This window comes from Micromonospora sp. NPDC049374 (assembly GCF_040677165.1).
Taxonomy (GTDB): domain Bacteria; phylum Actinomycetota; class Actinomycetes; order Mycobacteriales; family Micromonosporaceae; genus Micromonospora.
Genome location: NZ_JBFAQH010000009.1, coordinates 143,664 through 169,611 on the forward strand (window position 1 = coordinate 143,664; position 25,948 = coordinate 169,611).

The following is a 25,948-nucleotide window of genomic DNA, read 5'->3' on the forward strand; positions in this document are numbered from 1 at the left end:
ATGGAGGTGACCCATGCGCGTCGGCCTTGTCTGTGCCCACGCCGCTGCGCCGCCGTCCGGCGACGGAACCGTCGTCGGCACCTACCAGCACATCGCACGGGTCGCGGCCGAACTGGCCGGGCGAGGTCACGACGTGCGGGTGTACACCCGTCGGGACGACCCCGAGGCGACGGAGATCGACATCGTGGACGGCTACCGGGTGGAGCGGGCACCGGTAGGCCCGGTCGCGCCGATCCCCACGGCTGAGCTGGTGCCCTACGTGCCCGAGTTCGGTGAGTGGCTGGCCGACCGGTGGTCCGGTGACTGGGCCCCCGAGGTGGTGCACGGTCACTACTGGATCGGTGGCCTGGCCGCCGCGCACGCCGTGCGGGAGACCGACATCCCGATGGTGCAGACGTTCCACTCGATCGGCATGGAACAGCTGCGCCACCTCGGCGCCCAGTACGACGGGCCGGGCAACCGCATCCCGTTGGAGCGGGCGCTGACCCGGGCCGTGGACATCGCGGTCGCCCAGTGCAACGACGAGGTCGACGAGTTGACCCGGATGGGCCTGCAGCGCACGTCGGTCGCGATGGTCCCGACCGGGGTCGACACCGAGCGCTTCCATCCCGACGGGGAGGCCGCCCCGCGTGAGCAGCGCCCCCGGATCCTCTCAGTGGGCGGGCTCGGGCGAGGTCACGGCCAGGAGGACCTGATCCGAGCGATGCGCCTGGTCGGTGACGCGGAGCTGGTGATCGCCGGTGGGCCACCGACGGACCGGCTGGCCAACCACGCCGAGGCCCGTCGGCTGCGGGAACTGGCCGACCGGGTCGGGGTCGGCGAGCAGGTGCATCTGGTCGGCGCGGTGCCGCACGAGCAGATGGCCACCTGGTACCGCTCGGCCGACGTGGTGGCCTGCACCCCGCACTACTCCTCGGCGGGGCGGGTGTCGCTGGAGGCGATGGCCTGTGGCGTCCCGGTGGTGGGTTACGCCATGGGTGGCATCGCCGACGCCGTGGTGGACGAGGTGACCGGCAAGCTGGTGCCGCCGGGCGACGTACGCACCCTCGGGATGACGCTCCGTCGGCTGCTCGCCGACAACGCCGGCCGCTTCGCGTACGGGCATGCCGCGGTCGACCGGGTGCGGTGCAGCTACACCTGGGAACGCACGGCCAGTGCCCTGGAACGGCTCTACGAGCGGGTGGTGGGCCGGCGCAAGCCGGTCGAGGCGGCCTGAGGCAGCGGCTCAGCGATGACGCCGGCCGTGGGCTGCGACACGAGCGGCGGCGGAACACCCACCACCGCCCGGGTGACAGCGTGTTGATGCTGCGGCTCCGCGTACCGGGTGAGCCCGACGACGGCGGCGAGGGTGACCAGGAACCCGATCCCGGCGAGCCACTCCCGGCCCGGCCAGATCTTGTCGTTGAGCAGCAGCAGCCCGACGATGGCGGCGGGCACGGCGCCGGCCGCGTCCATCGCGGCCACCGCCGCCGTGGTGGAACCGCGCTGCATCGCCAGCCCGAGCAGCAACTGGCCGACCACGGAATGGCCGACGAGCAGGTAGAGCAGCGGGTCGCTGAGAAACGCGTCCCAGCTCGATGCGGAGGCCAGCGGTCGGGCCGCCACCGCGGCGGCGGAGAAAGCCAGCCCGGCCAGTGAGCCGAGCACCACCGAGCCCGGCGCGCCGTGCAACCGGACCGCGAAGAAACCCAGCACCGCGATCACCGCGAGGGCCACCAGCAGGGCGACCATGCCGGCGGTGCCGAGCGCCTTCGACGGTGCCGGTTGGGCGGAGAGGACCAGCGCGGTGATTCCGGCGAAGAGCAGCACCAGCAGCGCGACCTCGGCCACCGGCAGCCGCCACTTCAGCAGGATCACGCCGAGCAGGGCGGTGACGCCGAGCCCGGCGGCCACGCTCGCCTGTACCAGGAACAGTGGCAGGTCCCGCCGGGACAGGAAGGCCAGGACGAACCCGGCGACCTGGCAGGCCAGCCCGACCAGATAGGTGCGGTGCCCGGCCAGGCGCAGCAGCAACCCGGGATCGAAGGTGTGATGCACCGTGGTGCGGGCGGCGGCGACCGACTGCAACAGGTTGGCGACGCCGTACGCGACGATCATCGCCGCCAGGAAACACCAACCGGAGGTAGCCACCTGGCGAGGATAGAGGTTACCGGGCGTCAATGCGCGGCGGGCTACCGAGCCGGTGGAGGATGTCGGGATGCAGCGCGCCGTTGCTGGCCAGGGTGCTGTTGTCGCCGCCAGCCGGGGCCGGATGGCCGGCCAGATCGGTGATCGTGCCGCCCGCTTCGGTCACGATGGGTACCAGCGCGGCCACGTCCCAGAGGGACAACTCGGGCTCGATCATCACGTCCAGCGCGCCCTCGGCCAACAGCATGTAACCGTAGAAGTCGCCGTAGGCCCGGCTGCGCCAGGTGTCCCGCATCAGTTGCAGCACCGCGTCGAGCCGCCCGGCCTTCTCCCAGCCGTCCAGCGAGGAGTAGCAGAGGCTGGCGTCGGCCAACCGGGTCACCCCGGAGACCCGGATGGGCGTTCCGTGGGCGGCGTCCGGGCCTGCGTACGCCCCGGTGCCCCGCGCCGCCCACCAGCGGCGCCCCAGTGCCGGTGCGGAGACCAGCCCGGCGACCGGACGGCCCTCCTCCAGCAGGGCGATAAGCGTGGCCCAGATGGGCACGCCCCGGACGAAGTTCTTGGTGCCGTCGATCGGGTCCACCACCCACTGACGGGCCCCGGTGGTCGGTGTCGCGCCGTACTCCTCGCCGAGCAGCCCGTCGTCGGGCCGGTGCTCGGCGAGCAGGGCGCGGATCTCGCGCTCCACGGCGGTGTCCGCGTCCGAGACCGGGGTCAGGTCGGGCTTCGACTCGACCCGCAGGTCCAGAGCGCGGAACCGGGCCGTCGACAGGGCGTCGGCGGCGTCGGCGAGCCGGTGGGCGAGGGTCAGGTCAGCGGCGTACCCGGTCATGCCGGACACCGTAGCGACGTCGGCACCGGGACGACGCCGGGGGCCGGCGACGGCACGTCGGTGGCGCGGCCGTGACGGCGGGGCGGTCGCGCCCGCCGGTCACTCCGGGCGCCCGTGCGGGTCGGGCTCGGTCCGGGGGTCGGTCTCCCCGGACCGGGAGGCCAGCAACCGGCGGTACGAGGCCAGCCGGCGAGGGTCGGCCCGCCCCACCGCCACCCAGCCGTCGAGTGCGCAGTCGGCCTCGTCGGCGGTGTGCGGGCAGTTCGCCGGGCAGTCGGCGGTGGCCTCGACCAGGTCCGGGAAGCCGTGCAGCAGGCTCTCGGCCGAGACGTGGGCCAGCCCGAAACTGCGTACGCCCGGAGTGTCCACGATCCAGCCCGGATCCTGCTGCGCGTCCGGTGGCCCGGGCAGCCGCAACGCCACCGCGCTGGTCGAGGTGTGCCGCCCCCGGCCGATCGCGCTGACCGTGCCGACCGCCCGTTCGGCCTCCGGCACCAGGCGGTTGACAAGCGTCGACTTGCCCACCCCGGAGTGACCGACGAGCACCGAGACGCGGCCGGTCAGCAGGCTGCGCAGCGCGTCCAGTGGGGAGCCCGGCCGGATGAGCAGGTACGGCAGCTCCAGTTCGGTGTAGTAGTCGAGCACCTTCTCCGGCCCGGCCAGGTCGGCCTTGGTCAGGCAGAGCAGCGGTTCGATGCCCGCGTCGTACGCGGCGACCAGGCACCGGTCGATGAACCCGGTACGCGGCGGCGGGTCGGCCAGCGCGCTGACGATCACGAGCTGGTCGGCGTTGGCGACCACGACCCGTTCCAGCCGCCCCTCGGCGGTGCTGGCGTCGTCCTCGGCGGTGCGCCGCAGCACGGACCGGCGTGGTTCGATCCGAACGATGCGGGCCAGCGCGCCGGACGAACCGGAGGTGTCGCCGACCAGCCCGACCCGGTCGCCGACCACGACCGACTTACGGCCCAGCTCGCGGGCGCGCATCGCGGTGACCGTGGGGTCGTCCGGCCCGGCACCGGGCAGGACGCAGGTGTACCGCCCGCGGTCGACCGCGATGACGAAACCGTCCTTGGCGTCGGCGTGCAGTGGCCGGGTCCGGGTACGCGGGCGGGAGGACCTGCCGGGCCGGACCCGGACGTCGTCCTCGTCGTACTCCCGCCGCCTCGTCGCCAGAACCGACCCTTCTTCCGCTCAGCTCTTACCAGTCACCAGTGCCGACCATAGTGCCGGGAACTCGGGCATGGTCTTCGAGGTGCACGACACGTCGTCCAACTCGATGCCCGGCACGACCAGCCCGGTCACCGCCGCCGCGTGCGCCAACCGGTGATCATGGTAGGTGCGGAACACGCCGCCGTGCAGCGGTCGGGGCCGGATCTCCAGGCCGTCGGGCGACTCGGTGATGTCCGCGCCGAGCCCGGTGAACTCCCGGTTCAGCGCGGCCAGCCGGTCCGTCTCGTGGCCCCGGATGTGGCTGACCCCGGTGAACACCGAGGGCGAGTCGGCGAGCATGGCCAGCGCGGTCAGCGCCGGGGTCAGCTCGCTGACGTCGGACAGGTTGGCGTGCAACCCCTTCACCGGGCCGGTGCCGCGCACCGTCAACCCCTCCGTGGTGAGGGCGACCTCCGCCCCCATCTGCTGCAACAGTGAGCGCAGCCGCTCCACCGGCTGGGCGCTGCCCCGCGCCGGCCAGCCGCGCAGGGTCACCTCGCCGCCGGTGACCAGGGCGGCGGCGAAGAACGGCACCGCACCGGAGAGGTCCGGCTCGATCTCCCAGCTACGGCCGGTCAGCGGCCCGGGCTCGACCGCCCAGACGTCGGGGGTGTTGTCGTCGACCGCGGCACCGGCGGCGCGCAGCATCTGCACGGTCATCCGCAGGTGCGGCGCGGAGGGCACCGGCGGACCGACGTGCCGGACCACCAGCCCTCGGTCGAAGCGGGGGGCGGCGAGCAGCAGACCGGAGACCAGTTGGCTGGAGGCCGAGGCGTCGATCACGACCTCACCGCCGGTCACCCGGCCGGCGCCCAGCACCACAAGCGGCAGGCTGCCCGTGGCGGGGGTGTCGACGCGTACGCCGAGCGAGCGCAGCGCCTCGATCAGTGGGCCGAGCGGGCGGGTGCGGGCGTGCGGGTCACCGTCGAGCGTGACCTGCCCGTCGGCCAGCCCCGCCACCGGTGGCACGAAGCGCATGATCGTGCCGGCGAGCCCCACGTCGACGTGGGCCGGGCCGAACAACCGGTGCGGCCGGACCAGCCAGCGGTCGTCGTCGGCGATCGAGACGTGGGCGCCCATCGCTCGCAGCGCGGCGGCCATCAGCTCGGTGTCCCGGGCGCGCAACGGCCGGGACAGGGTCGAGGGCCCGGCGGCCAGCGCGCTGAGCACCAGGGCCCGGTTGGTCATCGACTTGGAGCCGGGCAGGCGCAGTGACGCCGACACCGGGTCACTGGCCGTCGGTGCGGTCCACGGCTGTAGCGGCCGGGTCGCGGTCATATTCCCCACAGCTACATTCTGCCGTGCCACGGCCCGGTGGCCGCTACGGTGACCGGCCACTCCCGGGGAACGGGACAGCCGCTCGGCGGACCGGGCGCTAGCGTGGGCGGCATGTGCGGTAGGTACGCCACGACCCGGAGCGCCGCTGACCTGAGCGGCCTGTTCGAGGCCGTCGACGAGACCGGGGACGGGCTGGTCGCCGATCACAACGTGGCGCCGACCGATCCGGTGCCGCTGGTCCGGGTGAGCGCCGAGGGGCATCGGGCGCTCTCGCGGGGCCGTTGGGGTCTGGTACCACCGTGGTCCCGGTCGGCCGCCGGCGCGGCCCGCATGATCAACGCGCGTGCCGAGACGGTCGCCACCAGCCGGGCGTACGCGCCGGCCTTCGCCCGCCGCCGGTGCCTGGTGCCCGCCGACGGCTGGTACGAGTGGGTGCGGCTGGCCGGCGGCACGAAGCAGCCGTACTACATGACCCCACGCGACGGCTCGGTGCTCGCCTTCGCCGGCATCTGGTCGCGCTGGGACGGCCCGGACGCGACACTGCTGACCTTCAGCGTGCTGACCACCGCGGCCCTCGGCGAACTGGCCGAGGTGCACGATCGAATGCCCCTGCTGCTGCCACCCGGTCGCTGGGCGACCTGGCTGGGTGGCGGCGATGACGCGGCTGAGCTGCTCGTGCCGCCGCCGATGGACTGGCTGGCCGGGTTGGAGGTGCGGCCGGTGGGGCAGGCCGTGGGCGATGTGCGCAACGACGGTCCAGGGCTGACCGCCCGGGTGCCGCTGACCCGTCCCGCCGAGTCGGCGGAGATGACGCTCTTCTGATCACGCCCGGCACATTGTCGGGAGTGATTTGCTGCGGTTGCGGGTGAAAGGTGACCCGCACGTTCTGCCAACTTCCCGGCGAAGTCTTGTCCCGGTGTGCGCAAATGCGATACAACACAGCGCCGGTGGTGGGTGTCGTTCGCGTTGGGTGAACGATCTCCATCGATCTTGCTGGTCCCACGGGGGAGGTGGGTGGATGACACGGGCGCGTATGCCCCGTCCGCACGAGGTGGCCGCCGCGCGACGTGATCCGCGACTGTTGCGGGCGTTGCATGAGCGGCGACAGGACGAAGCCTGGCGTACCAGAGGCACCTGTCAGAGCGTCGACCCGGAGACGTTCTTTCCGGCGCCGAACGAGCCGGCCGACGCGGCGGTGGCCCTGTGCCGCAGCTGCGACGTGCAGGGTTCCTGCCTGGCCTGGGCTCTGGAGGTCGGCGACTGTCACGGCGTCTGGGGTGGCACCACGCCCCGGGAGCGGCGGGCGATGCTTGTCGCCTGGCGCAGCGAGGTGCAACCCGATCCCGAGGCCGCCGGTGAGCCGGGTCCGCCGGTACGCGACCGGCTGCTCACCCTGGTGCCGTTGAGCTGACCAGCGGGGTGCGGTCCAGGTCGACAAGGGTTGAATGGGGCGGTGCCACACGACGTCCTCGAAACCCCGCGCGGCCCCGCTGGGGTCGACACCGATCAGCCGTCCGGCCCGCCCCGAGCCCTGCTGGTGCTGGGGCACGGGGCCGGCGGCAGCGTCGACGCCCCGGATCTCATCGCCCTGCGCGACGCGGCGGTGACCACCGGGCTGGTGGTGGTGCGGGTGACCCAGCCGTATCGGCTCGCCGGCCGGCGCGCGCCGGCCCCGGCCGGGCACCTCGACGAGGCGTGGTCCGCCGTGCTGACGGTGCTGCGGCAGCGGCATCCGGGCGTACCGCTTGTGGTCGGTGGTCGCTCCAGCGGTGCGCGGGTGGCCTGCCGGACGGCGACCGCGGTGGGCGCCGCCGGGGTGGTGGCACTCGCCTTCCCGCTGCATCCGCCCGGTCGGCCGGAGCGGAGTCGGGCCGGTGAGCTGCTGACCGGCGTGCCGACCCTGGTGGTGAACGGGGATCGCGATCCGTTCGGTGTGCCGGAGCCGGGCCCTGGAATCCGGGTGGCGGTCCGGCCGGGGGAGCGGCACGACCTGCGGGGCGATCCGGTCGGTACGGCCGCCCTGACGCTGGACTGGCTGCGCGAGCACGGCTGGGCCACGGCCTGACGGCAGGCGGATGCCGCCGGGGCACCGTGCCCCGGGTGCCGTTTCCGGCTGCCGCGCCGCTTCGTTGCACCCGATGGTGTCCCAGTGCCCGTCCGGGCGGCGACACCGGGCTCCCAGGCCCTTCCTGGTCCCAGCCACGGTCGCACCGCCGGGGCGGGGACCAGGAACGCCCGGGCCGAGCCGGAATGTCCCGACCCACGGCGCGTGTTGAACACCTCGGACAACCACTGTGCGAGGGGGTGACCGGTGCCGACCGAGATCCGGAGCCGGGAACACGACGAGCGGGAGGCACGGCAGCTCAGGCAGCTGCTGGCCGGCCCGAAGTGGCCGGCGGCGGTGCCACCGGCCGAGGTGGCGACGGGCACACCCGTCGGAACTGAATCTGCCGGAAGGCCGGTGCGCGTATCCTCGGCGGGGAAGCATCCAACCCGAGGGGATGTGCGGTTGACCACGGAGAAGACGGACGAGCGCAGGGCCCGGTTCGAACGGGACGCGATGCCATTCGTCGATCAGCTGTACGCGGCCGGCCTGCGGATGACGCGTAACCCGGCGGATGCCGAGGACCTGGTCCAGGAGACCTACCTGAAGGCGTACGCCGCCTTCCACCAGTTCGAGCAGGGCACGAACCTGAAGGCCTGGCTCTACCGGATCCTGACCAACACCTACATCAACTCGTACCGGAAGCGGCAGCGCCAACCGGTGCAGGCGCCCACCGACGAGATCACCGACTGGCAGCTGGCCGAGGCGGAGTCGCACACCTCCAGCGGGCTGCGGTCCGCCGAGACCGAGGCGCTCGACCGGCTGCCGGACAGCGACGTCAAGGAGGCCCTCCAACAGTTGCCGGAGGAGTTCCGGCTGGCGGTCTACCTCACCGATGTCGAGGGCTTCTCCTACAAGGAGGTCGCCGACATCATGGGCACGCCGATCGGCACGGTGATGTCGCGGTTGCACCGCGGGCGTCGTAATCTGCGCAAGCTGCTTGAGGGGTACGCCGCGGAGCGGGGTTTCTCCGCGGCCCAGCCGGCCCGGAGCTCGACCGCCGCCACCGGCCGGGAGGTGTGACGTGAGCTGTGGAGAGCCGCACGAGACGGACTGCCGTGAGGTGCTCGCCGAGGTCTACCTCTACCTCGATCTGGAGTGTGCGCAGGAACGGCGGACGCTGATCCGGCACCATCTCGACGAGTGTGGTCACTGCCTGCGCGAGTACGGCATCGAGCAGGAGGTCAAGGCGCTGGTCGCCCGTTGCTGCGGCAACGAGTCCGCGCCGGACGAGCTGCGCGAACGGCTGCGGGTACGGATCAGCGAACTCGTCGTCTTCGAGACCAGCGAGTCGCGCGAGCTGGCCGACTGACAAGCGCCGGTGCCCGGGTCGATTTCCGACCCGGGCACCGCTGTGTCCGTCGTCCGTTCGCGGCGGGCAGCCGCCCGCCGGCTCAGGAGTTGGGGCGCTTGCCGTGGTTCGCGGCGCTCTTCTTACGGGCCTTCTTCTTACGGGCCTTCTTCGCCATGGTGACCTCCTCGTGATGGCCGGATCGGGGCTGCGTACGACGCCGTCAGCGGGCGGCTGTCGCCCTTGCCGGCGTCGGATCCGACCCGTTGATGCTAGTGCCGGCGGTGCGGGTGCACTGCTCCCGGGGCCGCTCCGCGCCCACCCGCCGCCCGCTCATGATTGGATACGTCCCAGGAGCCGCGAGGAAGGGGCCGGAAGATGGCCGAGGAGATCCGCGCCGAGATGGTGGCGAACGTCTGGAAGGTCGTCGCGTCGGCCGGGGACACCGTGTCCGAGGGGGACACCCTGGTGATCCTGGAGTCGATGAAGATGGAGATCCCGGTGATCGCCGAGTCCGACGGTGTCGTGCAACAGCTCGCGGTGAACGAGGGCGACGTGGTGCAGGACGGTGACCTGATCGCGGTGATCGGTTGAGTGACCCGCTGATCCGCCTGATCGAGCCAGCCGATTTCGCCGCGGTCGCCCGACTCACCGTCGCGGCGTACGAGGCGGACGGGCAGCTCAAGGGCGAGACCGGCTACGCCGATGTGCTGGCCGACGTACCCGCCCGGGCGGAGCACGGTGACGTGCTGGTGGCCGTGGACCGGGCGAGCGGTCAGCTGCTCGGCTCGGTCACCTTCGTGCTGCCCGGCACCCGGTACGCCGAGATGTGCGGCCCGGGGGAGGCGGAGTTCCGGATGCTGGCGGTGGACCCGACCGCGCAGGGACGGGGAGCCGGCGCCGCTCTGGTCGAGGCGTGCGTGACCCGGGCGATCGAGCTGGGCTGCACCGGAGTGACCATCTGCGTACGCGAGGGCCACGCCGAGCCGGCCCACCGGCTCTACCGCAGGCGTGGCTTCGTCCGCCAGCCCGAGCGGGACTGGAGCCCCTTCCCCGGCGTGAACCTGCTCGCCCTGCGCCTCCCCCTCCCCCTCCCTGATCCACCCGCCCGACCCCTCCCTGATCCACCCGCCCGACCCCTCCCTGATCCACCCGCCCGACCCCTCCCTGATCCACCCGCCCGACCGCGTTGATCATGAGGTTAGCGGCAGCTATGTAGATCATTTTCGCCGCCAACCTCATGATCAACCTGGGATGGGTGGGTGGGTGGGGGGTTGGGGTTGGGGTGGGGGTGCGGCGATTGCGGCGAGTAGTTCGTCGGCGACCTCTAGGGCCACCCGCTTGCGCTCGGCGTCGGTGATGTCCGGCGTGCGTACGGCGAACCAACTGCTGTGCACGGCGAACAGGGCCAGCACGGCACGGAGTTGGGCGCCGGGGGAGTCGTCGCCCTGGCAGAGGGCCGTGGCCAACCGGAACATCCGGCCGCGCAACTCCCGGCCGGCGGAGAGGCTCTTCAACGCGGTCTGGTTCTGCTCGAAGAACCGCATCACCGAGGGCTGCTCGCCGCTGAACATGGCGTCGGCGTACCGCTCGATGACGGCCCGCCGGGTGGCCAGCGTGGCCGGCTGGTTCTCGGCCCAGGCGATCAGGGAGTCCATCCGCTCCAGCCGGTCCTCCACCACGCTGGTGACGATCTCGTCCTTGCTCTTGAAGTGGTAGTAGAGCGCGGCCTTGGTCACCCCGAGCCGCTCGGCCACCTCACGCAGGGACGTCGCCTCGTAGCCCTGCTCCGTGAAGAGCTCCAGCGCTACGGCCTTGATCCGCTCGCGGGTGCCGCCTGTGCTCTGACTCACCCGTACCTGCCAATCCGGTTGACCGTCGTTGCCTGTCCAACTTACCGTCCGGCTAGTAAGGTGACTAGCCGGGCGGCAAGTAAGTGCGCCGCATCTCGGGGGGAGAGCTTACCGATGGCCCAGCAGAACCAGGCTGCCGTGCGACCCAATGTGCGGGTCGTGCTTTTCGGTCTGATGATCGCCATGATGCTGGCGATGCTCGACAACATGATCGTCAGCACCGCGCTGCCGCGCATCGTGGGCGAGTTCGGCGGGCTCAACCACTTCACCTGGGTGGTGACCGCGTACGTGCTGGGGACCACCGTCTCCACCCCGATCTGGGGCAAGCTCGGCGACCTCTACGGCCGTAAGGCGGTCTTCCTCACCGCCGTGGTGATCTTCCTGGTCGGTTCCGCGCTGTGCGGCATGGCCGGCTCGGGTTTCCTCGGCGGTCCCGACGACGGCATGGTCCAGTTGATCGCCTTCCGGGCCGTCCAGGGTCTGGGCGCCGGTGGCCTGATGGTGGGCGTCATGGCGATCATCGGCGACCTGGTGCCGCCCCGCGAGCGCGGTCGCTACCAGGGCATGATCGCCGGGATCATGGCGATCGCGATGGTCGCCGGTCCGCTGGTCGGCGGCTTCATCACCGATCACCTCTCCTGGCGTTGGGCGTTCTACGTCAACCTGCCACTGGGCGGTGTGGCGCTGGTGCTGCTGATCGCCACCATGCACCTGCCCAAGTACCGCACCGAGCACCGCATCGACTGGCTCGGCGCCGCCCTGCTGTCGGTCGGCATCACCGGGATCGTGTTGATCACCACCTGGGGCGGCAACGAGTACGCCTGGGCCTCCCCGCAGATCCTCGGCCTCGCCGTACTGGCCGTCGCGGCGCTGGTGCTGTTCGGGTTCGTCGAGCGTCGGGTCCCCGAGCCGATTCTGCCGCTGCGGCTCTTCGCCAACCGGAACTTCGCCCTCATCTCGGTGATCGGCTTCCTGCTCGGCTTCGCGATGTTCGGCGCGATGAACTTCCTGCCGCTGTACCAGCAGACCGTGCAGGGCGCCTCGGCCACCAACTCCGGCCTGCTGCTGCTGCCGTTGATGTTCGGCATGCTGCTGGTCTCGCTTGTCGTCGGCCGGGCGATCACCCGGACCGGGCGGTACCGGATCTTCCCGATCGTCGGCGGCGGGGTGATGACGGTCGGGCTCGCCCTGCTGAGCCTGCTGGACGTGGACACCAGCAGGTTCTCCTCGTCGCTCTACATGCTCGTGCTCGGTGCCGGCATGGGCTTCCTCATGCAGACCTCCATGCTGATCGCGCAGAACAGCGTCGCCCAGAAGGACCTGGGGGCGGCCAGTGGCGCGGCCACCTTCTTCCGCTCCATCGGTGGGTCGTTCGGCATCTCGTTGTTCGGCGCCATCTTCGCCAACCGGCTGGCCGGCTCGGCTGCCGGCAGTGCGTTCAGCGGTGGCGGTGAGGCCGGCGCGGCGATGAACATCGAACAGCTCCGGGAGTTGCCGGCGCAGGCCCGCGAACTGGTGCTCGGTGGGCTCGCCGACGCGATCTCGCACGTGTTCCTCTGGGCGGTGCTCTTCGCCGTCGTGGTCCCGGTGCTGGCCTGGTTCATCCGGGAGATCCCGTTGCGCACGAGCAACGAGCCGGAGCCGGACAGCAGCGGGCAGGAGCAGGCCGAGGCCGACCTGGCCCGGTCACCGGCCGCCTGACGGACACCACCCAGGCGGAGGTTCAGGGCGTGCCGCGCGGGCGCGTCCGCCACGGTGGCAGGAGACGACGCAGCAGGGTCCGCAGTGCGCCGCGACGCTGGCCGGTGGTCACCCCGGCCAGCGTCCGCGCGGTGGCGACGGTCTCCGGGTCGAGATCCGGCGTGGCCAGCGCCAGATGTGCCAGGGAGGCCGCGTTGGGCACCGGATGTTGCCGGGCCGCTGCGGCCACCGCCGCCAGCCGCTCGCTGACCAGTGCGGCCACGTCGGGGCGGATCGACGGGTCGACCCAGGCGGCGGTCACCAGGGCGAACAGGGCCGCCTCGGTGACCTCTGGCACCTCGCGCGCCAACTCCACCAGCACCCGCCGCCGGGTCGAGTCCGCCCACGGCTCATCGGTGCGGTGGTGCAGCAGCCCGAGGCAGGTCCAGACCTGCACACAGCGCAACCACAGCGCCGGGTCCTGGCCGGAGAGCACCCGCCCCAGCGCGGTCTGCGGAGTCTCCGGCGGATGGGCCAGCAGGCCGAGCAGGTCGGCCAGGTCGAGCGTGGCCAGGCCGACCGCCGCGTCGTAGGCCGCCGGTGGATGCGGCCAGGCCGGGTGGGCGAGCTCACGCAGGCGGCGGGCGGCCTCCGTCGACGGCGGAGGCGGCGTGGGGCGCGGCGCCAGCTGCGACCCGTCGACGTTGGCGGTGCCGGGTTGCCCGGAGATCCGGGTGACCGGCGCGGCCGGCGTCAACTGACCCAGCCAGGGACGCCCGCGACAGCATTCGGCCAGGTCACCGTGCTCATGCGAGTCGTCCGGGTGGTCGCGGGTGAAATCCGCCAGTGCCACCAGGTGACGCACCGCACCGTCGCGCAGGAATCGTAGGCGGTGCGCGGTGTGTACCGCGCAGTCGAAGGACGGGTTGCGGGCCAGGGCACGCTCGATCCAGCCCAGCGCCTCCGCCAGCCGGCCGTGGTCGGCCAGGGTGCCGGCGATGTCGGCGTACACCGCCAGATCGTCCGGGTCGTGCTCGACGGCGCGGCGCAGCGCGGCGAGCGCCTCGCGGGTCCGGCCGGCGCTACGCAGCGCGTACCCGAGCCACACCTCGCCCATCTTCGACGGCGCCGCGCGTACGCCCCGGCTGGCCCAGCGAACCGCGAGCGGAATCTCCTCCATCCGCCGGGCCAGCGCGGACGCGGTGCCCAGCAGCAGAGCGTGCTCCGGGTGGACGGTGATCGCGTTGCGGGCGAGCGTGAGGTACGGCGAAAGGGCGCTGCGGTCCAATGCGGGAACCGGATCGGGAATGGCGGCGCAGACCTGCATCAGCACCCGGGCCGCCTGCTCGGGTCCGAGACGCTCGGCCAACTCGGGCGAGGTCACCCAGGGCACCCCCGCCCAGTCGGCCCCGGGTGCGTGTGTGGTGGCGGCGACCAGCAGGTCAAGGCCCTCGGCCGGGCGGCCGGCCGCGGCGAGCAGATGCGCCCGGGCGACCACGGCGCCGACGAACGTGTGGTGCTGCAACGGGAACAGGTCGATCCCGCCGTCGCCGCTGGCGGCGGCCAGCCGGGCGAGGGTCTCGTGCACCTCGGGCAGCGTCGGTGCCCGGGCCAGCGCCGCCGCGACGTGGTCGGCGGCATGCGTCAGCTCGCCGGAATCCAGGGCCCGCCGGGCCAGGATCAGCTCCTCCGTCGCCGGCAGCGCCCGGTCGTCCGTTCCCTCGGCCACGTGGTCCTCTCGCTCGTCGGTACCGGTTGCGCGGTGAGGTCGGGTCAGCGTAGGTGACGAGGGCCAGTTTTGGTGATCCACTGCGCACTTCTGCTCATTTGATTGCTCAGGCCGTCTTTACGGTGCAAGACTGAGCAGAAATCGCGCGGATATCGCGCAGGGGAGGAGTTTCCGTGACGCGCCCAGGTAGCGGCATGGCCGCCGACATCGACGAGCAGCCGGCCGGTTACGAGCGGTTGCTCTCCACCGAGCACGCCACAGCCATCGCCCGGGTGGCCGCGACCGTCGCCGAGCGCCGACCCCGGCACGTGGTGTTCACCGCACGCGGCACCTCGGACCATGCCGCGCTCTACGGCGCCTACCTCAGCGAGATCCGCCTCGGCCTGCCGGCCGGCCTGGCCTCGCCCAGCGCGGTCACCCTCTTCGGCGCCCGGCCCGACCTTTCCGACGCCCTGGTCGTCGGGGTCAGCCAGAGCGGCGGATCGCCCGACCTGACGGAGGTGCTCCGGGCCGCCCGCGACTCCGGTGCCCTCACCCTCGCCGTCACCAACGCACCGGACTCCCCGCTGGCCACGACCGCGGAGCTGTCCGTGGACATCGCGGCGGGACACGAGCGGGCGGTGGCCGCCACCAAGACCTACACGGCCGAACTGCTCGCCCTGCTGATGCTTGTGGAGGGGATCCGGGCCGGTGGCGGCGCGCTGCCCGCCGAGGAGCGCCGAGCGCTGGCCGACCTGCCCGAGCTGGCCGCCCGTACCCTCACCGACCCCGTCGCGGCTCAGCTCGCGCCGCGCTACCGCTTCGCCGCCCAGATCGTCACCACCGGCCGGGGGTACGCGTACCCGACCGCCCGGGAGGCGGCGCTGAAGCTGATGGAGACGTCGTACCTGCCGGCGCTGGCGTTCTCCGGCGCCGACCTGCTGCACGGGCCGCTGGCCATGACCGACCCGGACGTGCCGGTGCTGGCGGTGGTCGGCTCGGGGCCGGGCGGGCGGTCGATGGGCGAGGTGCTGCCCCGGCTCGGTGAGCGCCGCGCCGACGTGGTGGTGGTCGGCTCCGCCGAGATCGACGGTGCCACCCGCCTCGCCGTCCCCGAGGTCGACGAGCGGTACGCCCCGCTGCTGGACATTCTGCCGTTGCAGCGGCTGGCGTTGGCGCTCGCCCTGACCCGGGGCGAGGATCCGGACGCGCCGCGCGGGTTGAAGAAGGTCACCGCGACGAGGTGACGGTCGGCGTGGCACGCTGGTCGGCGTGTCAACGCTGCGTGATCTCGCCGAGGAGCACACCCGCCTGCGCCGGGTCGACATCGACCACCTGCACCGCATCGCCGGTGACTGGCAGTTGCTGTCCGACCTCTCCTTCGCCGACCTGCTGCTCTGGGTTCCGGTGGACGGCGAGGGCAGCTACCTCTGCGTGGCCCAGGTCCGCCCGACCACCGCGCCCACCGCGTACCAGGACGACCAGGTGGGACGGATCGTGGGCGGCCCGGAGGTGGCGCACCTGGAGGTCGCCTACCGGCAGGGGCGCATCTGGCGGGAGGGCGACCCGGTCTGGTACGGCGACGTGCCCGCCCGGCACGAGGCGATCCCGGTCCGGCTGCGTGCGGCCGACGGCGAATCCGGCGAGGTGATCGCCGTGGTGGGCCGGGACACCAACCTCTCCACCGCCCGTACGCCCAGCCAGTTGGAGTTGAACTACCTGACCACCGCCGACGACCTGGCGCAGATGATCGCCGACGGCACCTTCCCGCCGCCCCGGCACCCGGGCGAGACCACCTCGGCGCCGCGGGTCGGTGACGGGCTGGTGCGGCTGGACGCGGGTGGCAAGGTCACCTACGCCAGCCCCAACGCGCAGTCGGCGTACCGCCGCCTGGGTCACGCCTCGCTGCTGGTCGGTGAGGATCTCGCGGTGCTGCACCGGCGGCTGGCCGGTGACCCCCTGGAGGGCACGGACGCCGCGAACGGCATCCTCGCCGCGTTGCGCGGCGAGGCCCCGCCGCGGCGGGAGATCGACGCGCGCGGGGCGACGATGCTCACCCGGGCCCTGCCACTGATGCCCGCCGGTGTGCCGATCGGCGCGCTGGTGCTGGTCCGCGACATCACCGAGGTACGCCGACGCGACCGTGCGCTGATCACGAAGGACGCCACCATCCGGGAGATCCACCACCGGGTGAAGAACAACCTGCAGACGGTGGCGGCGCTGCTGCGCCTACAGGCCCGGCGGGTGTCCATGCCGGAGGCACGGGTGGCTTTGGAGGAGTCCGTACGCCGGGTGGCGTCGATCGCTCTGGTCCACGAGACGCTCGCCATGTCCAGCGACGAGGCGGTGGAGTTCGACGGGATCGTCGACCGGGTGGCCAACGCGGCTACCGAGGTGGCGGCGACCGAGGTGACCGTCGCGATGCGCCGGACGGGCACCTTCGGCGTGCTGCCGGCCGAGATCGCCACCTCGTTGGTGATGGTGCTCAACGAGTTGCTGCTCAACGCCGTCGAACACGGCTTCCCGCCGGCTGGTGACGACGCCCCGGTGATCGTCGGCCCGCCGAAGCCGGAGGTGGTGGTCTCGGCTCACCGGCTCCGCAAGATGCTGAACGTCACGGTCACGGACAACGGTCGGGGCCTGCCGGCGGGGTTCGACGCCGAGGGCGGTGCCAAGCTCGGGTTGCAGATCGTCCGGGCGCTGGTCACCGGGGAACTGCGCGGCACCATCGAGTTGCGCCCCGGCGCCGACGGTGGCACCGAGGCGTTTCTGGCCCTTCCGCTGGCGCGCAGCGCCCCCGAGGGGCGCGGCGGCGGATGATCTTCCGCCCATCGGTCAGGGCGCGGTCAGCAGGGCGAGGGTGATGCCGGGGCGCGGCCACACCTGGGTCACCGCGAAGCGGTCGCGTAGCGCGTCGCCCTTGGCGCCGGGCACGGCGGCCAGTGGATCGGATCGTCGTCCGGCCAGCACCAGCCAGATCCGGTCGACCCCGGCCAGGCACTCCGCTGGCCGGTCGCACTCGGCGGCCCACAGGTCACCCCGACGTTGCTGCCCCTCGGCCAGCAGCGCGTCCCGCGGGGTCCGACCGCCGAGGTGATAGCGCAGGCCGAGATCGAGAAAGAGCCAGCTGCCCCGGGGCGAGTAGACCACCGCGTCACCGGGCTGCCGATCCCTCGCGACGATCTCGGCCACCGCCCGGTAGTCCACAGTCGCGCTGCGTGGCCACTCGTGGGTGCGGCGTAGCGCGGCCTGGTCGGGCAGGCCGAGCAGGCCGGCCAGGGCCACCACCGCGAGTGCGGCGGGCAGCCGGGCGGCGGCGAGCGCCGCGCCGGCCAGCAGGCAGCCGAAGGGCACCACGAAGACCAGGTAGCGGGGCACCCAGAGGGGGACGACCAGCCCGGCGAGAAAGAGCAGCAGCACCGGCGCCAGGACACAGCTCACCGGCAGCAGCCCCCGGCGGCCCGCCCGGGCCGCGCCGAGCGCGGCGAGTCCGAGCAGCACGCCGCCGACCACGCCGCTCTGCGCCACCCCGCCGGCAAGCGCGGCCAAATCTCCAGGTCGGGCGGCGTCCACCCAGTCGAGCTGCCGGGCCCGCTGTCCCCGGGCGACCAGGGCCAGCGGCACCACCGTCACCGCCACCGGCACCAGGGCGGCCAGCCAGTACCCGACCATCCGACCCGGCGACTCCCGTTTCCCAGCGCCGCTCGACCCGTCACCCCGGCCCTCGACATCGGCGGGATCGGCGTGGACCGTCCTGGTCAGCACGGCGACCGCGTGGGCGGCGAGGAGGGTCAGAGCCACCAGGTGGGTGAGCCCGAGAGCGGTGGTCGCCGCCGCGTAGCCGAGCCAGCGTCGCCGAGCGGGCCGCCGCAACGCGTCGACAAGCAGCAGCGTACTCAGCACGGCGAGCGCGCTGGCCAGAGCGTACGGCCGCGCCTCCTGCCCGTACCGGGAGGTGCCGGGGATCACCGCGAACAGCAGGCCGGCGAGGGTGCCGACGCGGGTGTCCCACAGTCGGTGTCCGAGTACGGCGGTCAGACCGGCGGTCGCGGCCATGGCCAGGGCGGAGGGCAGGCGTAGCGCGGCCACCGAGTCGCCGGCCGCCGCCAACCAGGCGTGCATGAACAGGTAGTAGGGGCCGGTGGCGGCGTCGATGGTGCCGGCCAGCCGGAACAGGCCGGTAAGTCCTCGGGTGGCGGCACTCCAGGTCGCCAACTCGTCGCGCCACGGCTGAGCGGCGTCCAGACCCACAAGCGTTGCCAGCAGGGTGACGGTCGCCGGCGCCAGCCACACCGGTACCGAGCGCAGGCGTCCTCCGCTCAGCCGGACGCCGATCCCAGCCGCCGGAATCGACCTATCGGACAAATCCCCCACGTCGCGAGCCTGCCACACGGTGACGCTCGGGGGAGCCGGCAGCGACCGCCCGTGATGTGGGATCACGCACGTGACCATTGGCCGCCCCGCCCGAGGTATGGCAGCATGACGTCCATGACTGCCGCTGTCGTGCGCCGCTTCGTGGCTCGTCGCCACGTCGATTACGGCCGCGTGCGCAGCGCCATCTGTCCGGCTTACTGACGACGCCCGACCATTCCTGCCTCGGGCACGCAGCGCGCCGGCCGTGCAGAGACATCGCTGTCCACGGTCCCTCCGGGAACCGGTCGTCGCGCCCGCGCAGCCCCACCGAGGCGCAGCAGACAACGGAGGACGCCGCGATGGCAGTCAGCGAGATCCCGGCCCGCCCGCCGCGGGCGCCCCGGCGCCCCCGTGGTGAGGGCCAGTGGGCGCTCGGGCACCGGGAGCCCCTCAACCCCAATGAGCGGATCAAGAAGGACGACGATCCGCTGAACGTCCGCGCCCGCATCGAGAACATCTACGCCCACCGTGGATTCGCCTCCATCGACCCGCAGGATCTGCGCGGCCGGTTCCGGTGGTGGGGCCTGTACACCCAGCGGAAGGCGGGCATCGACGGCGGGCGTACCGCCGTGCTGGAACCGCACGAGCTGGAAGACGAGTTCTTCATGCTGCGGGTACGCGTCGACGGCGGCCAGCTCGACCTGACCCAGTTGCGGACGATCGCCGAGATCTCGCGGGAGTTCGCCCGGGACACCGCGGACATCACCGACCGGCAGAACATCCAATACCACTGGATCCGGGTCGAGGACATGCCGGAGATCTGGCGGCGGCTGGAGTCGGTCGGGTTGCAGACCACCGAGGCGTGCGGCGACTGTCCCCGGATCGTGCTGGGCAGCCCGGTGGCCGGGGTGGCCGAGGCCGAGCGGGTCGACCCCACTCCCGCCATCGACGAGATCGTCAAGCGGTACGTCGGCGACAAGCAGTTCTCCAACCTGCCGCGCAAGTTCAAGTCGTCGATCTCCTGGCTGGTGGACACCCCGTACGAGGCGAACGACATCGCCTTCCTCGGTGTCGATCACCCGGAGCACGGCCCGGGCTTCGACCTGTGGGTCGGCGGGGGCCTGTCCACCAACCCGATGCTGGCTCAGCGGCTCGGTGCCTGGGTACCGCTGGCCGAGGTACCCGACGTCTGGGCCGGCGTGGTCGGCATCTTCCGCGACTACGGCTACCGCCGGCTGCGCAACCGCGCCCGGCTGAAGTTCCTGGTCGCCGACTGGGGTTTGGCGAAGTTCCGGGAGGTGCTGGAGAAGGAGTACCTCGGTCGGACGCTGCTCGACGGCCCCGCCCCGGCACTGCCGGAGCGGCCGATCGACCACATCGGTGTGCACCGGCAGCGCGACGGCCGCAACTACGTCGGTGCCGCCCCAGTGGTGGGGCGGGTCTCCGGTACCCAGCTCGCCCAGCTCGCGGACATGGTCGAGGCGCACGGCAGCGAGCGGGTGCGACTCACCGCGTACCAGAAGCTGCTGGTGCTCGACGTGCCGCCGGAGCGGACGGAGTCGCTGATCGGGGGCCTGCGCGAGATCGGCCTGGAGGCCCAGCCGTCGGCCTGGCGGCGCGGCACCATGGCCTGCACCGGCATCGAGTACTGCAAGCTCGCCATCGTCGAGACCAAGGCGCGCGGCGAGGAACTGGTGGACCGGCTGGAGCAGCGACTGCGCGACTTCGACGCGGACATCTCCATCCACATCAACGGCTGCCCCAACGCCTGCGCCCGCACCCAGGTCGCCGACATCGGCCTCAAGGGGCAGTTGGTGACCGGGCCGGACGGCCGTCAGGTGGAGGGCTTCCAGGTGCATCTCGGCGGTGGGCTCGGCATGGCCGAGGGGCGCACCGCAGGCTTCGGGCGCAAGCTGCGTGGCCTGAAGACGACCGCCGAGGAGCTGCCCGGGTACGTCGAGCGGCTGGCCGTTCGCTACCTGGCCGGCCGGACCGAGGGCGAGACGTTCGCCAACTGGGTGATTCGGGTCGACGAGGAGGAACTGCGATGAGTGGTGAGACTCGTTCCGTGCCGCTGTACTGCCCGTACTGCGGCGAGGAGGATCTGCGGCCGAGTGAGACCGGGCACGGTGCATGGGAGTGCCACGCCTGCGCGCGGGTCTTCACGGTCAGGTTCAGCGGCCTGCTCTCCCGGGCGGTGAACCGGTGAGCGCCCTGGTCTCCGCCGCCGGCCTGGGCCTGGTCGGCACCGCCGCCGTGGCCACCGCCGGTCCGTCCCGACGCGACCCCGACGAGCTGCGGGTGCTGGCCGAACGGGCCGGCCGGGAGCTGGAGGGCGCGCCGGCGTCGGAGATCGCACGGTGGGCGGCGGAGACCTTCGGAAACCGGTTCTGCGTGACCAGCTCGATGGCCGACGCCGTCCTTGCCCACCTGGTCTCCCGGGTCGCACCCGGGGTGGACGTGGTCTTTCTCGACACCGGGCTGCACTTCCCGGAGACTCTCGCGGTCCGCGACGAGGTGGCCCGCACGCTCCCGGTGAACGTCCGGTCCATCCGGCCGCGACTCACCGTGGGTCAACAGGACGGCGAGTACGGACCGCGGCTGTTCAACAGGTCCCCGGACGAATGCTGCCAGCTGCGCAAGGTGGAGCCGCTGGAGCGGGCACTTACCGACTATGACGCGTGGGCCGCCGGCCTGCGTCGCGACGAGTCGCCGACCCGCGCCAACACGCCGGTGGTGACCTTCGACGCGCGTCGGGGCAAGGTGAAGGTCAATCCGATCGCGGCCTGGACGCAGGCGGACGTCGACACGTACATCGCTCGGTGGAACGTGCCGGTCAACGAGCTGTTCCGGCGCGGCTACGGCTCGATCGGTTGCTGGCCGTGCACCCGGCGGACCGGAGCCGGTGAGGACCCACGGGCCGGTCGCTGGGCGATGTTCGAGAAGACCGAGTGCGGGCTGCACGTCTGACCGGAGGCGTCGGCCCGACCGGCGAGCCCCGGTCGGACGGCGATCCGCTGCTGCTGGTCGCCCACGGCAGTCGCGATCCCCGGGCGGCCGAGGCGACCAGGGCTCTGGCCCGGGCGGTCGCCGCCGCTCGCCCGGGTACCCCGGTGCTGGCGAGCTGGCTCGACCACACCGAGCCCGACCCGACCGAGGCGCTGCGCGGGCTGGTCGCGGCCGGCTACTCCCGAGCGGTTCTGGTGCCGCTGCTGCTGACCGCCGCCTACCACCGCCGGGTCGACATCCCGGCGGCGGTGGCGGCGGCCCAGCGATCCGACCCACCGATCCAGGTGCGGGTCACCGACGTGCTCGGGCCGGTGCGGGGTGAGGTGGACCCGGCGCTGCTGGCCGGGTTGCGGCGGCGGCTGGGCGAGGCGCGGCCGGGTCGGTGCGACGCCGTGGTGCTGGCCGCTGCGGGCACCCGGGACGCCGCGGCCCGGGGATCCGTCGGTCGGGTGGCTGCCGCGTTGGGCGCGGCCCTGAACATCCCGACCCGGGTGTCGTACGCCTCGGCGGCGCCGCCGGATGCCGGTGCGGCGGTGAACCGGCTGCGGGCGGCTGGCGCGCGACGGGTGGCCGTGGCGGCCTACTTCCTGGCCCCCGGGTTGTTCCACGACTCGGTGACGGCGTCTGCCCGGGACGCGGGTGCGGTCGCCGTGGCATCCCCGCTCACCGACGTACCGGATCTGGTGGACCTGATAATCCGCCGGGTAACCACCACGCCGACTCACCCCTGACTCTCCGTACCGACCGAAGAACCGCGCAACGTCAGGCGTGTTGCGGCCGCAATTTTCGCCGGCGCAGCACTAGCGATGATATTGCGGGGAGCATGAACGGCGATTCAGGTTGGGCAGCAGAACGCCCCGGCGGGCTGAGCCGGCCGGGGCGTTTCGCTTCGTACGTGTGTAGTGGTCAGGCGGAGTGAGCGCGCAGCACCCGGAGGCCGCCGCGACGCTTGACGGCGCGCCGCTCCTCCTCGCTCATCCCGCCCCAGACGCCAGCGTCCTGACCGGATTCCAGCGCCCACTGCAGGCACTGGTCGGTCACGGAGCAGCGCCGGCAGACGGCCTTGGCCTGCTCGACCTGCAGGAGAGCCGGACCGGACGTCCCGATCGGGAAGAACAGTTCCGGGTCCTCGTCGCGGCAGACAGCATGGTGACGCCAGTCCATGGCGGCAACACTCCTCATTCTGGATGGGTGGCAGATGTTGCTTGTTGGTGCTTTTCCTATATGCATCCGCATTGCCGATGGTGACGCTTCGCGTCCGCCATTTCGGCAATGCGTGAGCAGGCTGTTGGCTCCGGAAGCCTGCTGGAAAAGCTCAACTTGCCGAGCATGTCCAGGCAATGTCCCGGTAACTCAAGTTCGCTTGTGAATACTTTCACGAACTCACGCGATGTCAAGGGTGGCGCTCGGAAAAACTCCGGACGGTGAGCAAGCCCACAACCCATTTGTCCGGGTTCCAGATCTCTCCGGCTACCCGTCGTATCACAGTCGAGGATCAATATAGTACAGTCCGCCGCGCATTGCTGACATTTCCGGCATCCGTCCCGGGTGTCGCAGCCGTCGCGCCGGGGGTGCCGCCGACTACCTCACCCCGGTGGTACCGGAGACCTAACAGATTACTCTGAGTGCGGCGGGAACGCTTGTGAATCTGATTTTTTCCCGCTCGCCAAGATAGTCGCCGTCGAGCTGAAATGCCTGCGGACGGCTCGCGACCAGCGTGAACTCGGCCACGTCATGCAGCCGCAGGACCTGACGACCATGCGGATCGGGCGTCGGAGAGAAGAATTGCGTCACGGTGCGTGTCGTGCTGGCGACGCCGAGCTGGCGCAGGGCCAGCACGTCGAGCCCCAGATCGAACGATGCGGCCGGATTCGGGTTGACCTCCCGGTCCCCGACGTACGTCCATGGTGCGGTGTTCTGCACGATGATCGTGGCCAGCTCGCCCTCGGTCGCCTCGCCCGGCCGCTCCAGCTGGATGGCCGGGTGCCGCCGCTCGTTGCCAAGCAGGAACTGCGCGGTGAACGCCCGGAAGTAGAGCGAGGGGGAGGAGACCCGGCCACGGCGGCGAGCCTCCTCGACCCGGTGGATCACCGACGCGTCGAGCCCGAAGCCGGCGCAGAAGGTGAAGTAGCGGTCGTCGGCCCGACCGAGGCCGATCGTGCGGCGCCGGCCCAGCCGCAGCCCCTCCATGATCATGCTGGCGCCCTCGGGCCATTCCCGGGGCAGGCCGAGCGCCCGGGCGAAGACGTTTGTCGAGCCGCCCGGCACGGTGGCCAGGGCCGGCAACCGGTCGGCGGTCGGTTCGGCGCCACCTGCGGTGGTCGCTGTCATCAGCCCGTTGACCACCTCGTTCACCGTGCCGTCGCCACCGAGGGTGACCACCGCGTCGACACCCTCCTCGGCGGCCTCCCGGGCCAGCGTGGTGGCGTGGCCGCGCTGGCGGGTGTAGCGCACGGAGAGGTCGACCTCGCTGCGCAGCGCTCGGACGAGCACGTCACGCGCGCGCTCACTGGTGGTGGTGGCCTTCGGATTGACCAGCAGGACGGCCCGCATGGGCGGCACTGTACTCCGAGCCGTCACCGGTATCGTGACCGCGTGACCATCGACCCCGACCCGACCCCCGTCACGCTCCGTTGGGCGGTCCGGCTGCTGCGCGGCCAGGCGGTCGCCGTCGGGCTGGTCGCCGCCTGGCTGATCTTCGCGGATCTGACCGCCACCACCACCCACCTGACGTCGGCGCTGCTGGTGACGGCCTTCGCCGTCGGTGCCGCAGTCGCTCTCTGGGCGCTGGGCGGCGCCCTGCTCCGACGGCGAGCCGGTGCCCGCGCGCCGGCCATCGTGCTTCAGCTCATGCTGTTGCCGATCGGCTGGTTCATGATCCAGGGCGGGCTCGGTTGGCTCGGCGTGCCGCTGATCGCGCTCGGCGTGGGGGTCACCTGGTTGCTGGTGAGCCCGCCGACCACCCGCGCTCTGGGCTTCGAGTGAGCTGAACCGGGCGGCCGGTCACCAACCGGAGGCGCGCCGGGTGAGCAGCGAGATGGTCGCCCGGCCGTCGGTCGCCCGCGCCCCCGCCGAGGTGGTCAGCGCGGTGAGTACCTTCCAGGCGAACGACGACTCCGCCGGCAGCCGGGCGCCGGACATCGTCGGCACGGTCACCTCGACGGTCAGTGCGTCCTCGGTGACGGAGAAGCGACAGTCCAGTTCGGCATCCGTGGCGGCGATGGCGAGCAGCATCGCGCACGCCTCGTCGACCGCGATGCGCAGATCCTCGATCTCGTCCAGGGCGAACTGGAGACGGGCCGCGAGGCCGGCCGTGGCGGTGCGGAGAACGCTCAGATATCCGCCGTCCGCAGGCACGGTGAGGTGCACGATGTCGTCATCGGTCGTCGGCTGGCCGGTCAGTTGAGTCACCACTCATCCCCCCGGTCGGGGACTCTACCCGCTCGGGCCGCCATGCGTCTGATGACGGTAGGTACGGCGGCCGGACGGCCCGGGTGGCCCACTCCGAACGAGACCGCCTGACGGCAACCGAGGGCCGCAACGCGTCGGCGGTCGGCGCGTCCGAAATGGGACACGCCGACCGCCGACGCGGTGAACAGCTTCAGGTGCCGTACGCGGACGACCTCACGCCTGCTTGGTCTCCCAGAAGATCTTGGAAATCTCGTCGATCTTCTGAAGCAGCTCGTCCGCCTTGGTCGGGTCCGTGGCGCCCTTGGCACCGGCGGCGCCGGCCAGCTTGGTGGCCTCGTTGAACAACTGGTGCAGGTGCGGGTACTTCTCGAAGTGCGGGGGCTTGAAGTAGTCGGTCCACAGCACCCAGAGGTGGTGCTTGACCAGTTCCGCCCGCTGCTCCTTGATCAGGATGGCCCTGGTGCGGAACTCCGGGTCGGTGTTGGCCTGGTACTTCTCGCAGATCATTTTCACCGACTCGGCCTCGATGCGGGCCTGCGCGGGGTCGTAGACGCCGCAGGGCAGGTCGCAGTGGGCACTGGCGCTCACGCGGGGCGTAAGGATGCGTGGAAGTCGCATCGGGATCCTCCATGGGAAGTTTGCGATGATCCAAGACGACATTACTCCTGGACGGTGGTCCCCGAGGCGGCTGGAGGTGAAACCCGTGCCCGCCCCCCGGCTGCGGTGGCCGCTGTCGGCCGTGCTGGTGACCGGGCCCTCCATGGCACCCACGCTGCGTCACGGCGACGCGGTGCTGGTACGCCGGGGCGGCCGGGAGACCCGGCCCGGTGACGTGGTGATCGCGGTCTTCCGGAGCCGACCCGACCTGCTGGTGGTCAAACGCGCGGTCCGCCCGGTCGACGGCGGCTGGTGGCTGTCCGGTGACAACGGCCTGGTCACCGACGACTCCCGGGCGTACGGCGTGGCGGACGTGCAGGGTCGGGTGATCGTCCGGTACTGGCCCCGACCCGGCCGGGTGCCGCCAAGACCGTTATGAACCTGCTCACATACTGGACCCCTGGGCCTGACTATGCTCGGAAGTGCCCGGGTGACC

Annotated in this window: 27 protein-coding genes and 1 pseudogene; 17 read left to right on the plus strand and 11 right to left on the minus strand. The window is 72.0% G+C overall.

Annotation, left to right across the window (positions count from 1 at the left end):
• The first annotated feature begins 13 nt into the window (after positions 1 to 13).
• Positions 14 to 1,216, plus strand: a complete 1,203-nt coding sequence (locus AB0J93_RS16950) for a glycosyltransferase (RefSeq protein ID WP_363922762.1) — start codon at positions 14 to 16, stop codon at positions 1,214 to 1,216.
• Here the strand turns inward: AB0J93_RS16950 and AB0J93_RS16955 are convergent.
• The 4 genes from AB0J93_RS16955 to aroA form a co-directional block, all read right to left on the minus strand.
• A complete protein-coding gene (locus AB0J93_RS16955) occupies positions 1,171 to 2,097 on the minus strand; it encodes a hypothetical protein (RefSeq protein ID WP_363922989.1) in 927 nt (308 codons plus the stop codon). The two genes, AB0J93_RS16950 and AB0J93_RS16955, sit on opposite strands and share 46 nt — an antisense overlap.
• A 49-nt stretch (positions 2,098 to 2,146) precedes the next feature.
• Positions 2,147 to 2,959 (minus strand): histidinol-phosphatase, encoded by an 813-nt coding sequence (hisN, locus tag AB0J93_RS16960; RefSeq protein WP_363922764.1) that lies wholly within the window; start codon positions 2,957 to 2,959, stop codon positions 2,147 to 2,149.
• Positions 2,960 to 3,058: 99 nt separating this feature from the next.
• Complete coding sequence (gene rsgA, locus AB0J93_RS16965; protein WP_363922766.1) at positions 3,059 to 3,943, minus strand: ribosome small subunit-dependent GTPase A; 885 nt, start codon at positions 3,941 to 3,943, stop codon at positions 3,059 to 3,061.
• Positions 3,944 to 4,150: 207 nt separating this feature from the next.
• The gene (gene aroA, locus AB0J93_RS16970; RefSeq protein WP_363922768.1) at positions 4,151 to 5,455 is read right to left on the minus strand and encodes a 3-phosphoshikimate 1-carboxyvinyltransferase; all 1,305 of its coding nucleotides are present in this window, start codon (positions 5,453 to 5,455) and stop codon (positions 4,151 to 4,153) included.
• 102 nt (positions 5,456 to 5,557) lie between these two features.
• Here aroA and AB0J93_RS16975 point away from each other — a divergent pair, with 102 nt between their 5' ends.
• The 7 genes and pseudogenes from AB0J93_RS16975 to AB0J93_RS17005 all read left to right on the plus strand — a co-directional run.
• On the plus strand, positions 5,558 to 6,268 hold the full coding sequence (locus tag AB0J93_RS16975) for an SOS response-associated peptidase (RefSeq protein ID WP_363922770.1): 711 nt from the start codon (positions 5,558 to 5,560) through the stop codon (positions 6,266 to 6,268).
• A gap of 196 nt (positions 6,269 to 6,464) precedes the next feature.
• A complete protein-coding gene (locus AB0J93_RS16980) occupies positions 6,465 to 6,857 on the plus strand; it encodes a WhiB family transcriptional regulator (protein ID WP_363922772.1) in 393 nt (130 codons plus the stop codon).
• Between the two features lie 42 nt (positions 6,858 to 6,899).
• A complete protein-coding gene (locus AB0J93_RS16985; RefSeq protein WP_363922774.1) occupies positions 6,900 to 7,511 on the plus strand; it encodes an alpha/beta family hydrolase in 612 nt (203 codons plus the stop codon).
• Positions 7,512 to 7,757: 246 nt separating this feature from the next.
• Complete coding sequence (locus AB0J93_RS16990) at positions 7,758 to 8,573, plus strand: sigma-70 family RNA polymerase sigma factor (protein ID WP_363922776.1); 816 nt, start codon at positions 7,758 to 7,760, stop codon at positions 8,571 to 8,573.
• A gap of 1 nt (position 8,574) precedes the next feature.
• Positions 8,575 to 8,862, plus strand: coding sequence for a mycothiol system anti-sigma-R factor (rsrA, locus tag AB0J93_RS16995; RefSeq protein WP_363922778.1), 288 nt, complete (start codon positions 8,575 to 8,577; stop codon positions 8,860 to 8,862).
• A gap of 357 nt (positions 8,863 to 9,219) precedes the next feature.
• The gene (locus AB0J93_RS17000) at positions 9,220 to 9,435 is read left to right on the plus strand and encodes a biotin/lipoyl-binding carrier protein (RefSeq protein ID WP_093405215.1); all 216 of its coding nucleotides are present in this window, start codon (positions 9,220 to 9,222) and stop codon (positions 9,433 to 9,435) included.
• Positions 9,432 to 9,929: pseudogene (locus AB0J93_RS17005) on the plus strand (GNAT family N-acetyltransferase); the annotation flags it as partial. The gene AB0J93_RS17000 and the pseudogene AB0J93_RS17005, both read left to right, overlap by 4 nt.
• Positions 9,930 to 10,085: 156 nt before the next feature.
• On the opposite strand, the gene AB0J93_RS17010 reads toward AB0J93_RS17005, so the two are convergent.
• Positions 10,086 to 10,694 (minus strand): helix-turn-helix domain-containing protein, encoded by a 609-nt coding sequence (locus tag AB0J93_RS17010; protein ID WP_363922780.1) that lies wholly within the window; start codon positions 10,692 to 10,694, stop codon positions 10,086 to 10,088.
• A gap of 114 nt (positions 10,695 to 10,808) precedes the next feature.
• Between AB0J93_RS17010 and AB0J93_RS17015 the strand changes: the two genes are divergently transcribed.
• Complete coding sequence (locus AB0J93_RS17015; RefSeq protein ID WP_363922782.1) at positions 10,809 to 12,395, plus strand: MDR family MFS transporter; 1,587 nt, start codon at positions 10,809 to 10,811, stop codon at positions 12,393 to 12,395.
• 22 nt (positions 12,396 to 12,417) lie between these two features.
• Here AB0J93_RS17015 and AB0J93_RS17020 read toward each other — a convergent pair whose 3' ends face one another.
• The gene (locus AB0J93_RS17020) at positions 12,418 to 14,103 is read right to left on the minus strand and encodes a tetratricopeptide repeat protein (RefSeq protein WP_363922784.1); all 1,686 of its coding nucleotides are present in this window, start codon (positions 14,101 to 14,103) and stop codon (positions 12,418 to 12,420) included.
• A gap of 194 nt (positions 14,104 to 14,297) precedes the next feature.
• On the opposite strand from AB0J93_RS17020, the gene AB0J93_RS17025 reads away from it, so the two are divergent.
• Together AB0J93_RS17025 and AB0J93_RS17030 are read left to right on the plus strand one after the other, a co-directional pair.
• The gene (locus tag AB0J93_RS17025; RefSeq protein WP_363922991.1) at positions 14,298 to 15,329 is read left to right on the plus strand and encodes an SIS domain-containing protein; all 1,032 of its coding nucleotides are present in this window, start codon (positions 14,298 to 14,300) and stop codon (positions 15,327 to 15,329) included.
• Positions 15,330 to 15,354: 25 nt separating this feature from the next.
• Positions 15,355 to 16,902 carry a histidine kinase N-terminal domain-containing protein gene (locus AB0J93_RS17030; protein ID WP_363922786.1) on the plus strand — a complete coding sequence of 516 codons (1,548 nt, stop codon included), beginning with the start codon at positions 15,355 to 15,357 and terminating at the stop codon, positions 16,900 to 16,902.
• 15 nt (positions 16,903 to 16,917) lie between these two features.
• On the opposite strand, the gene AB0J93_RS17035 is transcribed toward AB0J93_RS17030, so the two are convergent.
• A complete protein-coding gene (locus AB0J93_RS17035; protein ID WP_363922993.1) occupies positions 16,918 to 18,405 on the minus strand; it encodes a glycosyltransferase family 39 protein in 1,488 nt (495 codons plus the stop codon).
• 389 nt (positions 18,406 to 18,794) lie between these two features.
• On the opposite strand from AB0J93_RS17035, the gene AB0J93_RS17040 reads away from it, so the two are divergent.
• Genes AB0J93_RS17040 through AB0J93_RS17055 form a run of 4 tightly spaced genes read left to right on the plus strand, consistent with a single transcriptional unit; the run spans position 18,795 to position 22,175 of the window.
• Positions 18,795 to 20,486, plus strand: a complete 1,692-nt coding sequence (locus AB0J93_RS17040) for a nitrite/sulfite reductase (protein ID WP_363922788.1) — start codon at positions 18,795 to 18,797, stop codon at positions 20,484 to 20,486.
• A complete protein-coding gene (locus tag AB0J93_RS17045; protein ID WP_166458566.1) occupies positions 20,483 to 20,644 on the plus strand; it encodes a hypothetical protein in 162 nt (53 codons plus the stop codon). Before AB0J93_RS17040 ends, AB0J93_RS17045 begins: the two co-directional genes overlap by 4 nt.
• Entirely contained in the window at positions 20,641 to 21,405 is a 765-nt protein-coding gene (locus AB0J93_RS17050) for a phosphoadenylyl-sulfate reductase (RefSeq protein ID WP_363922790.1), read from the plus strand. Before AB0J93_RS17045 ends, AB0J93_RS17050 begins: the two co-directional genes overlap by 4 nt.
• Positions 21,387 to 22,175, plus strand: coding sequence for a CbiX/SirB N-terminal domain-containing protein (locus AB0J93_RS17055; RefSeq protein ID WP_363922792.1), 789 nt, complete (start codon positions 21,387 to 21,389; stop codon positions 22,173 to 22,175). The genes AB0J93_RS17050 and AB0J93_RS17055 overlap by 19 nt, the downstream gene beginning before the upstream one ends.
• A 175-nt stretch (positions 22,176 to 22,350) precedes the next feature.
• On the opposite strand, the gene AB0J93_RS17060 is transcribed toward AB0J93_RS17055, so the two are convergent.
• Entirely contained in the window at positions 22,351 to 22,608 is a 258-nt protein-coding gene (locus AB0J93_RS17060; RefSeq protein WP_007072794.1) for a WhiB family transcriptional regulator, read from the minus strand.
• Between the two features lie 444 nt (positions 22,609 to 23,052).
• Complete coding sequence (locus AB0J93_RS17065) at positions 23,053 to 23,997, minus strand: diacylglycerol kinase family protein (protein ID WP_363922794.1); 945 nt, start codon at positions 23,995 to 23,997, stop codon at positions 23,053 to 23,055.
• A gap of 42 nt (positions 23,998 to 24,039) precedes the next feature.
• Between AB0J93_RS17065 and AB0J93_RS17070 the strand changes: the two genes are divergently transcribed.
• Positions 24,040 to 24,429 (plus strand): hypothetical protein, encoded by a 390-nt coding sequence (locus tag AB0J93_RS17070; protein WP_363922796.1) that lies wholly within the window; start codon positions 24,040 to 24,042, stop codon positions 24,427 to 24,429.
• Positions 24,430 to 24,447: 18 nt separating this feature from the next.
• Here the strand turns inward: AB0J93_RS17070 and AB0J93_RS17075 are convergent, their stop codons facing one another.
• Complete coding sequence (locus tag AB0J93_RS17075; RefSeq protein ID WP_363922798.1) at positions 24,448 to 24,855, minus strand: anti-sigma regulatory factor; 408 nt, start codon at positions 24,853 to 24,855, stop codon at positions 24,448 to 24,450.
• Positions 24,856 to 25,068: 213 nt separating this feature from the next.
• A complete protein-coding gene (gene sodN, locus AB0J93_RS17080) occupies positions 25,069 to 25,473 on the minus strand; it encodes a superoxide dismutase, Ni (RefSeq protein WP_363922800.1) in 405 nt (134 codons plus the stop codon).
• A 25-nt stretch (positions 25,474 to 25,498) separates the two neighbouring features.
• Here sodN and AB0J93_RS17085 point away from each other — a divergent pair, with 25 nt between their 5' ends.
• Positions 25,499 to 25,891, plus strand: a complete 393-nt coding sequence (locus AB0J93_RS17085) for a S24/S26 family peptidase (RefSeq protein ID WP_363922802.1) — start codon at positions 25,499 to 25,501, stop codon at positions 25,889 to 25,891.
• The last annotated feature ends 57 nt before the right edge of the window (positions 25,892 to 25,948 follow it).

Bases quoted from the DNA above. Each gene is read 5' to 3' on its own strand.
- AB0J93_RS16950 (WP_363922762.1), top strand. From the start codon at position 14: ATGCGCGTCGGCCTTGTCTGTGCCCACGCCGCTGCGCCGCCGTCCGGC.
- AB0J93_RS17085 (WP_363922802.1), top strand. From the start codon at position 25,499: ATGATCCAAGACGACATTACTCCTGGACGGTGGTCCCCGAGGCGGCTG.
- AB0J93_RS16955 (WP_363922989.1), bottom strand. From the start codon at position 2,097: ATGATCGTCGCGTACGGCGTCGCCAACCTGTTGCAGTCGGTCGCCGCC.
- sodN (WP_363922800.1), bottom strand. From the start codon at position 25,473: ATGCGACTTCCACGCATCCTTACGCCCCGCGTGAGCGCCAGTGCCCAC.
- AB0J93_RS16975 (WP_363922770.1), top strand. From the start codon at position 5,558: ATGTGCGGTAGGTACGCCACGACCCGGAGCGCCGCTGACCTGAGCGGC.
- AB0J93_RS17025 (WP_363922991.1), top strand. From the start codon at position 14,298: ATGGCCGCCGACATCGACGAGCAGCCGGCCGGTTACGAGCGGTTGCTC.
- AB0J93_RS17060 (WP_007072794.1), bottom strand. From the start codon at position 22,608: ATGGACTGGCGTCACCATGCTGTCTGCCGCGACGAGGACCCGGAACTG.
- hisN (WP_363922764.1), bottom strand. From the start codon at position 2,959: ATGACCGGGTACGCCGCTGACCTGACCCTCGCCCACCGGCTCGCCGAC.
- AB0J93_RS16980 (WP_363922772.1), top strand. From the start codon at position 6,465: ATGACACGGGCGCGTATGCCCCGTCCGCACGAGGTGGCCGCCGCGCGA.
- rsgA (WP_363922766.1), bottom strand. From the start codon at position 3,943: ATGCGCGCCCGCGAGCTGGGCCGTAAGTCGGTCGTGGTCGGCGACCGG.
- AB0J93_RS17045 (WP_166458566.1), top strand. From the start codon at position 20,483: ATGAGTGGTGAGACTCGTTCCGTGCCGCTGTACTGCCCGTACTGCGGC.
- AB0J93_RS17040 (WP_363922788.1), top strand. From the start codon at position 18,795: ATGGCAGTCAGCGAGATCCCGGCCCGCCCGCCGCGGGCGCCCCGGCGC.
- AB0J93_RS17065 (WP_363922794.1), bottom strand. From the start codon at position 23,997: ATGCGGGCCGTCCTGCTGGTCAATCCGAAGGCCACCACCACCAGTGAG.
- AB0J93_RS17000 (WP_093405215.1), top strand. From the start codon at position 9,220: ATGGCCGAGGAGATCCGCGCCGAGATGGTGGCGAACGTCTGGAAGGTC.
- AB0J93_RS17015 (WP_363922782.1), top strand. From the start codon at position 10,809: ATGGCCCAGCAGAACCAGGCTGCCGTGCGACCCAATGTGCGGGTCGTG.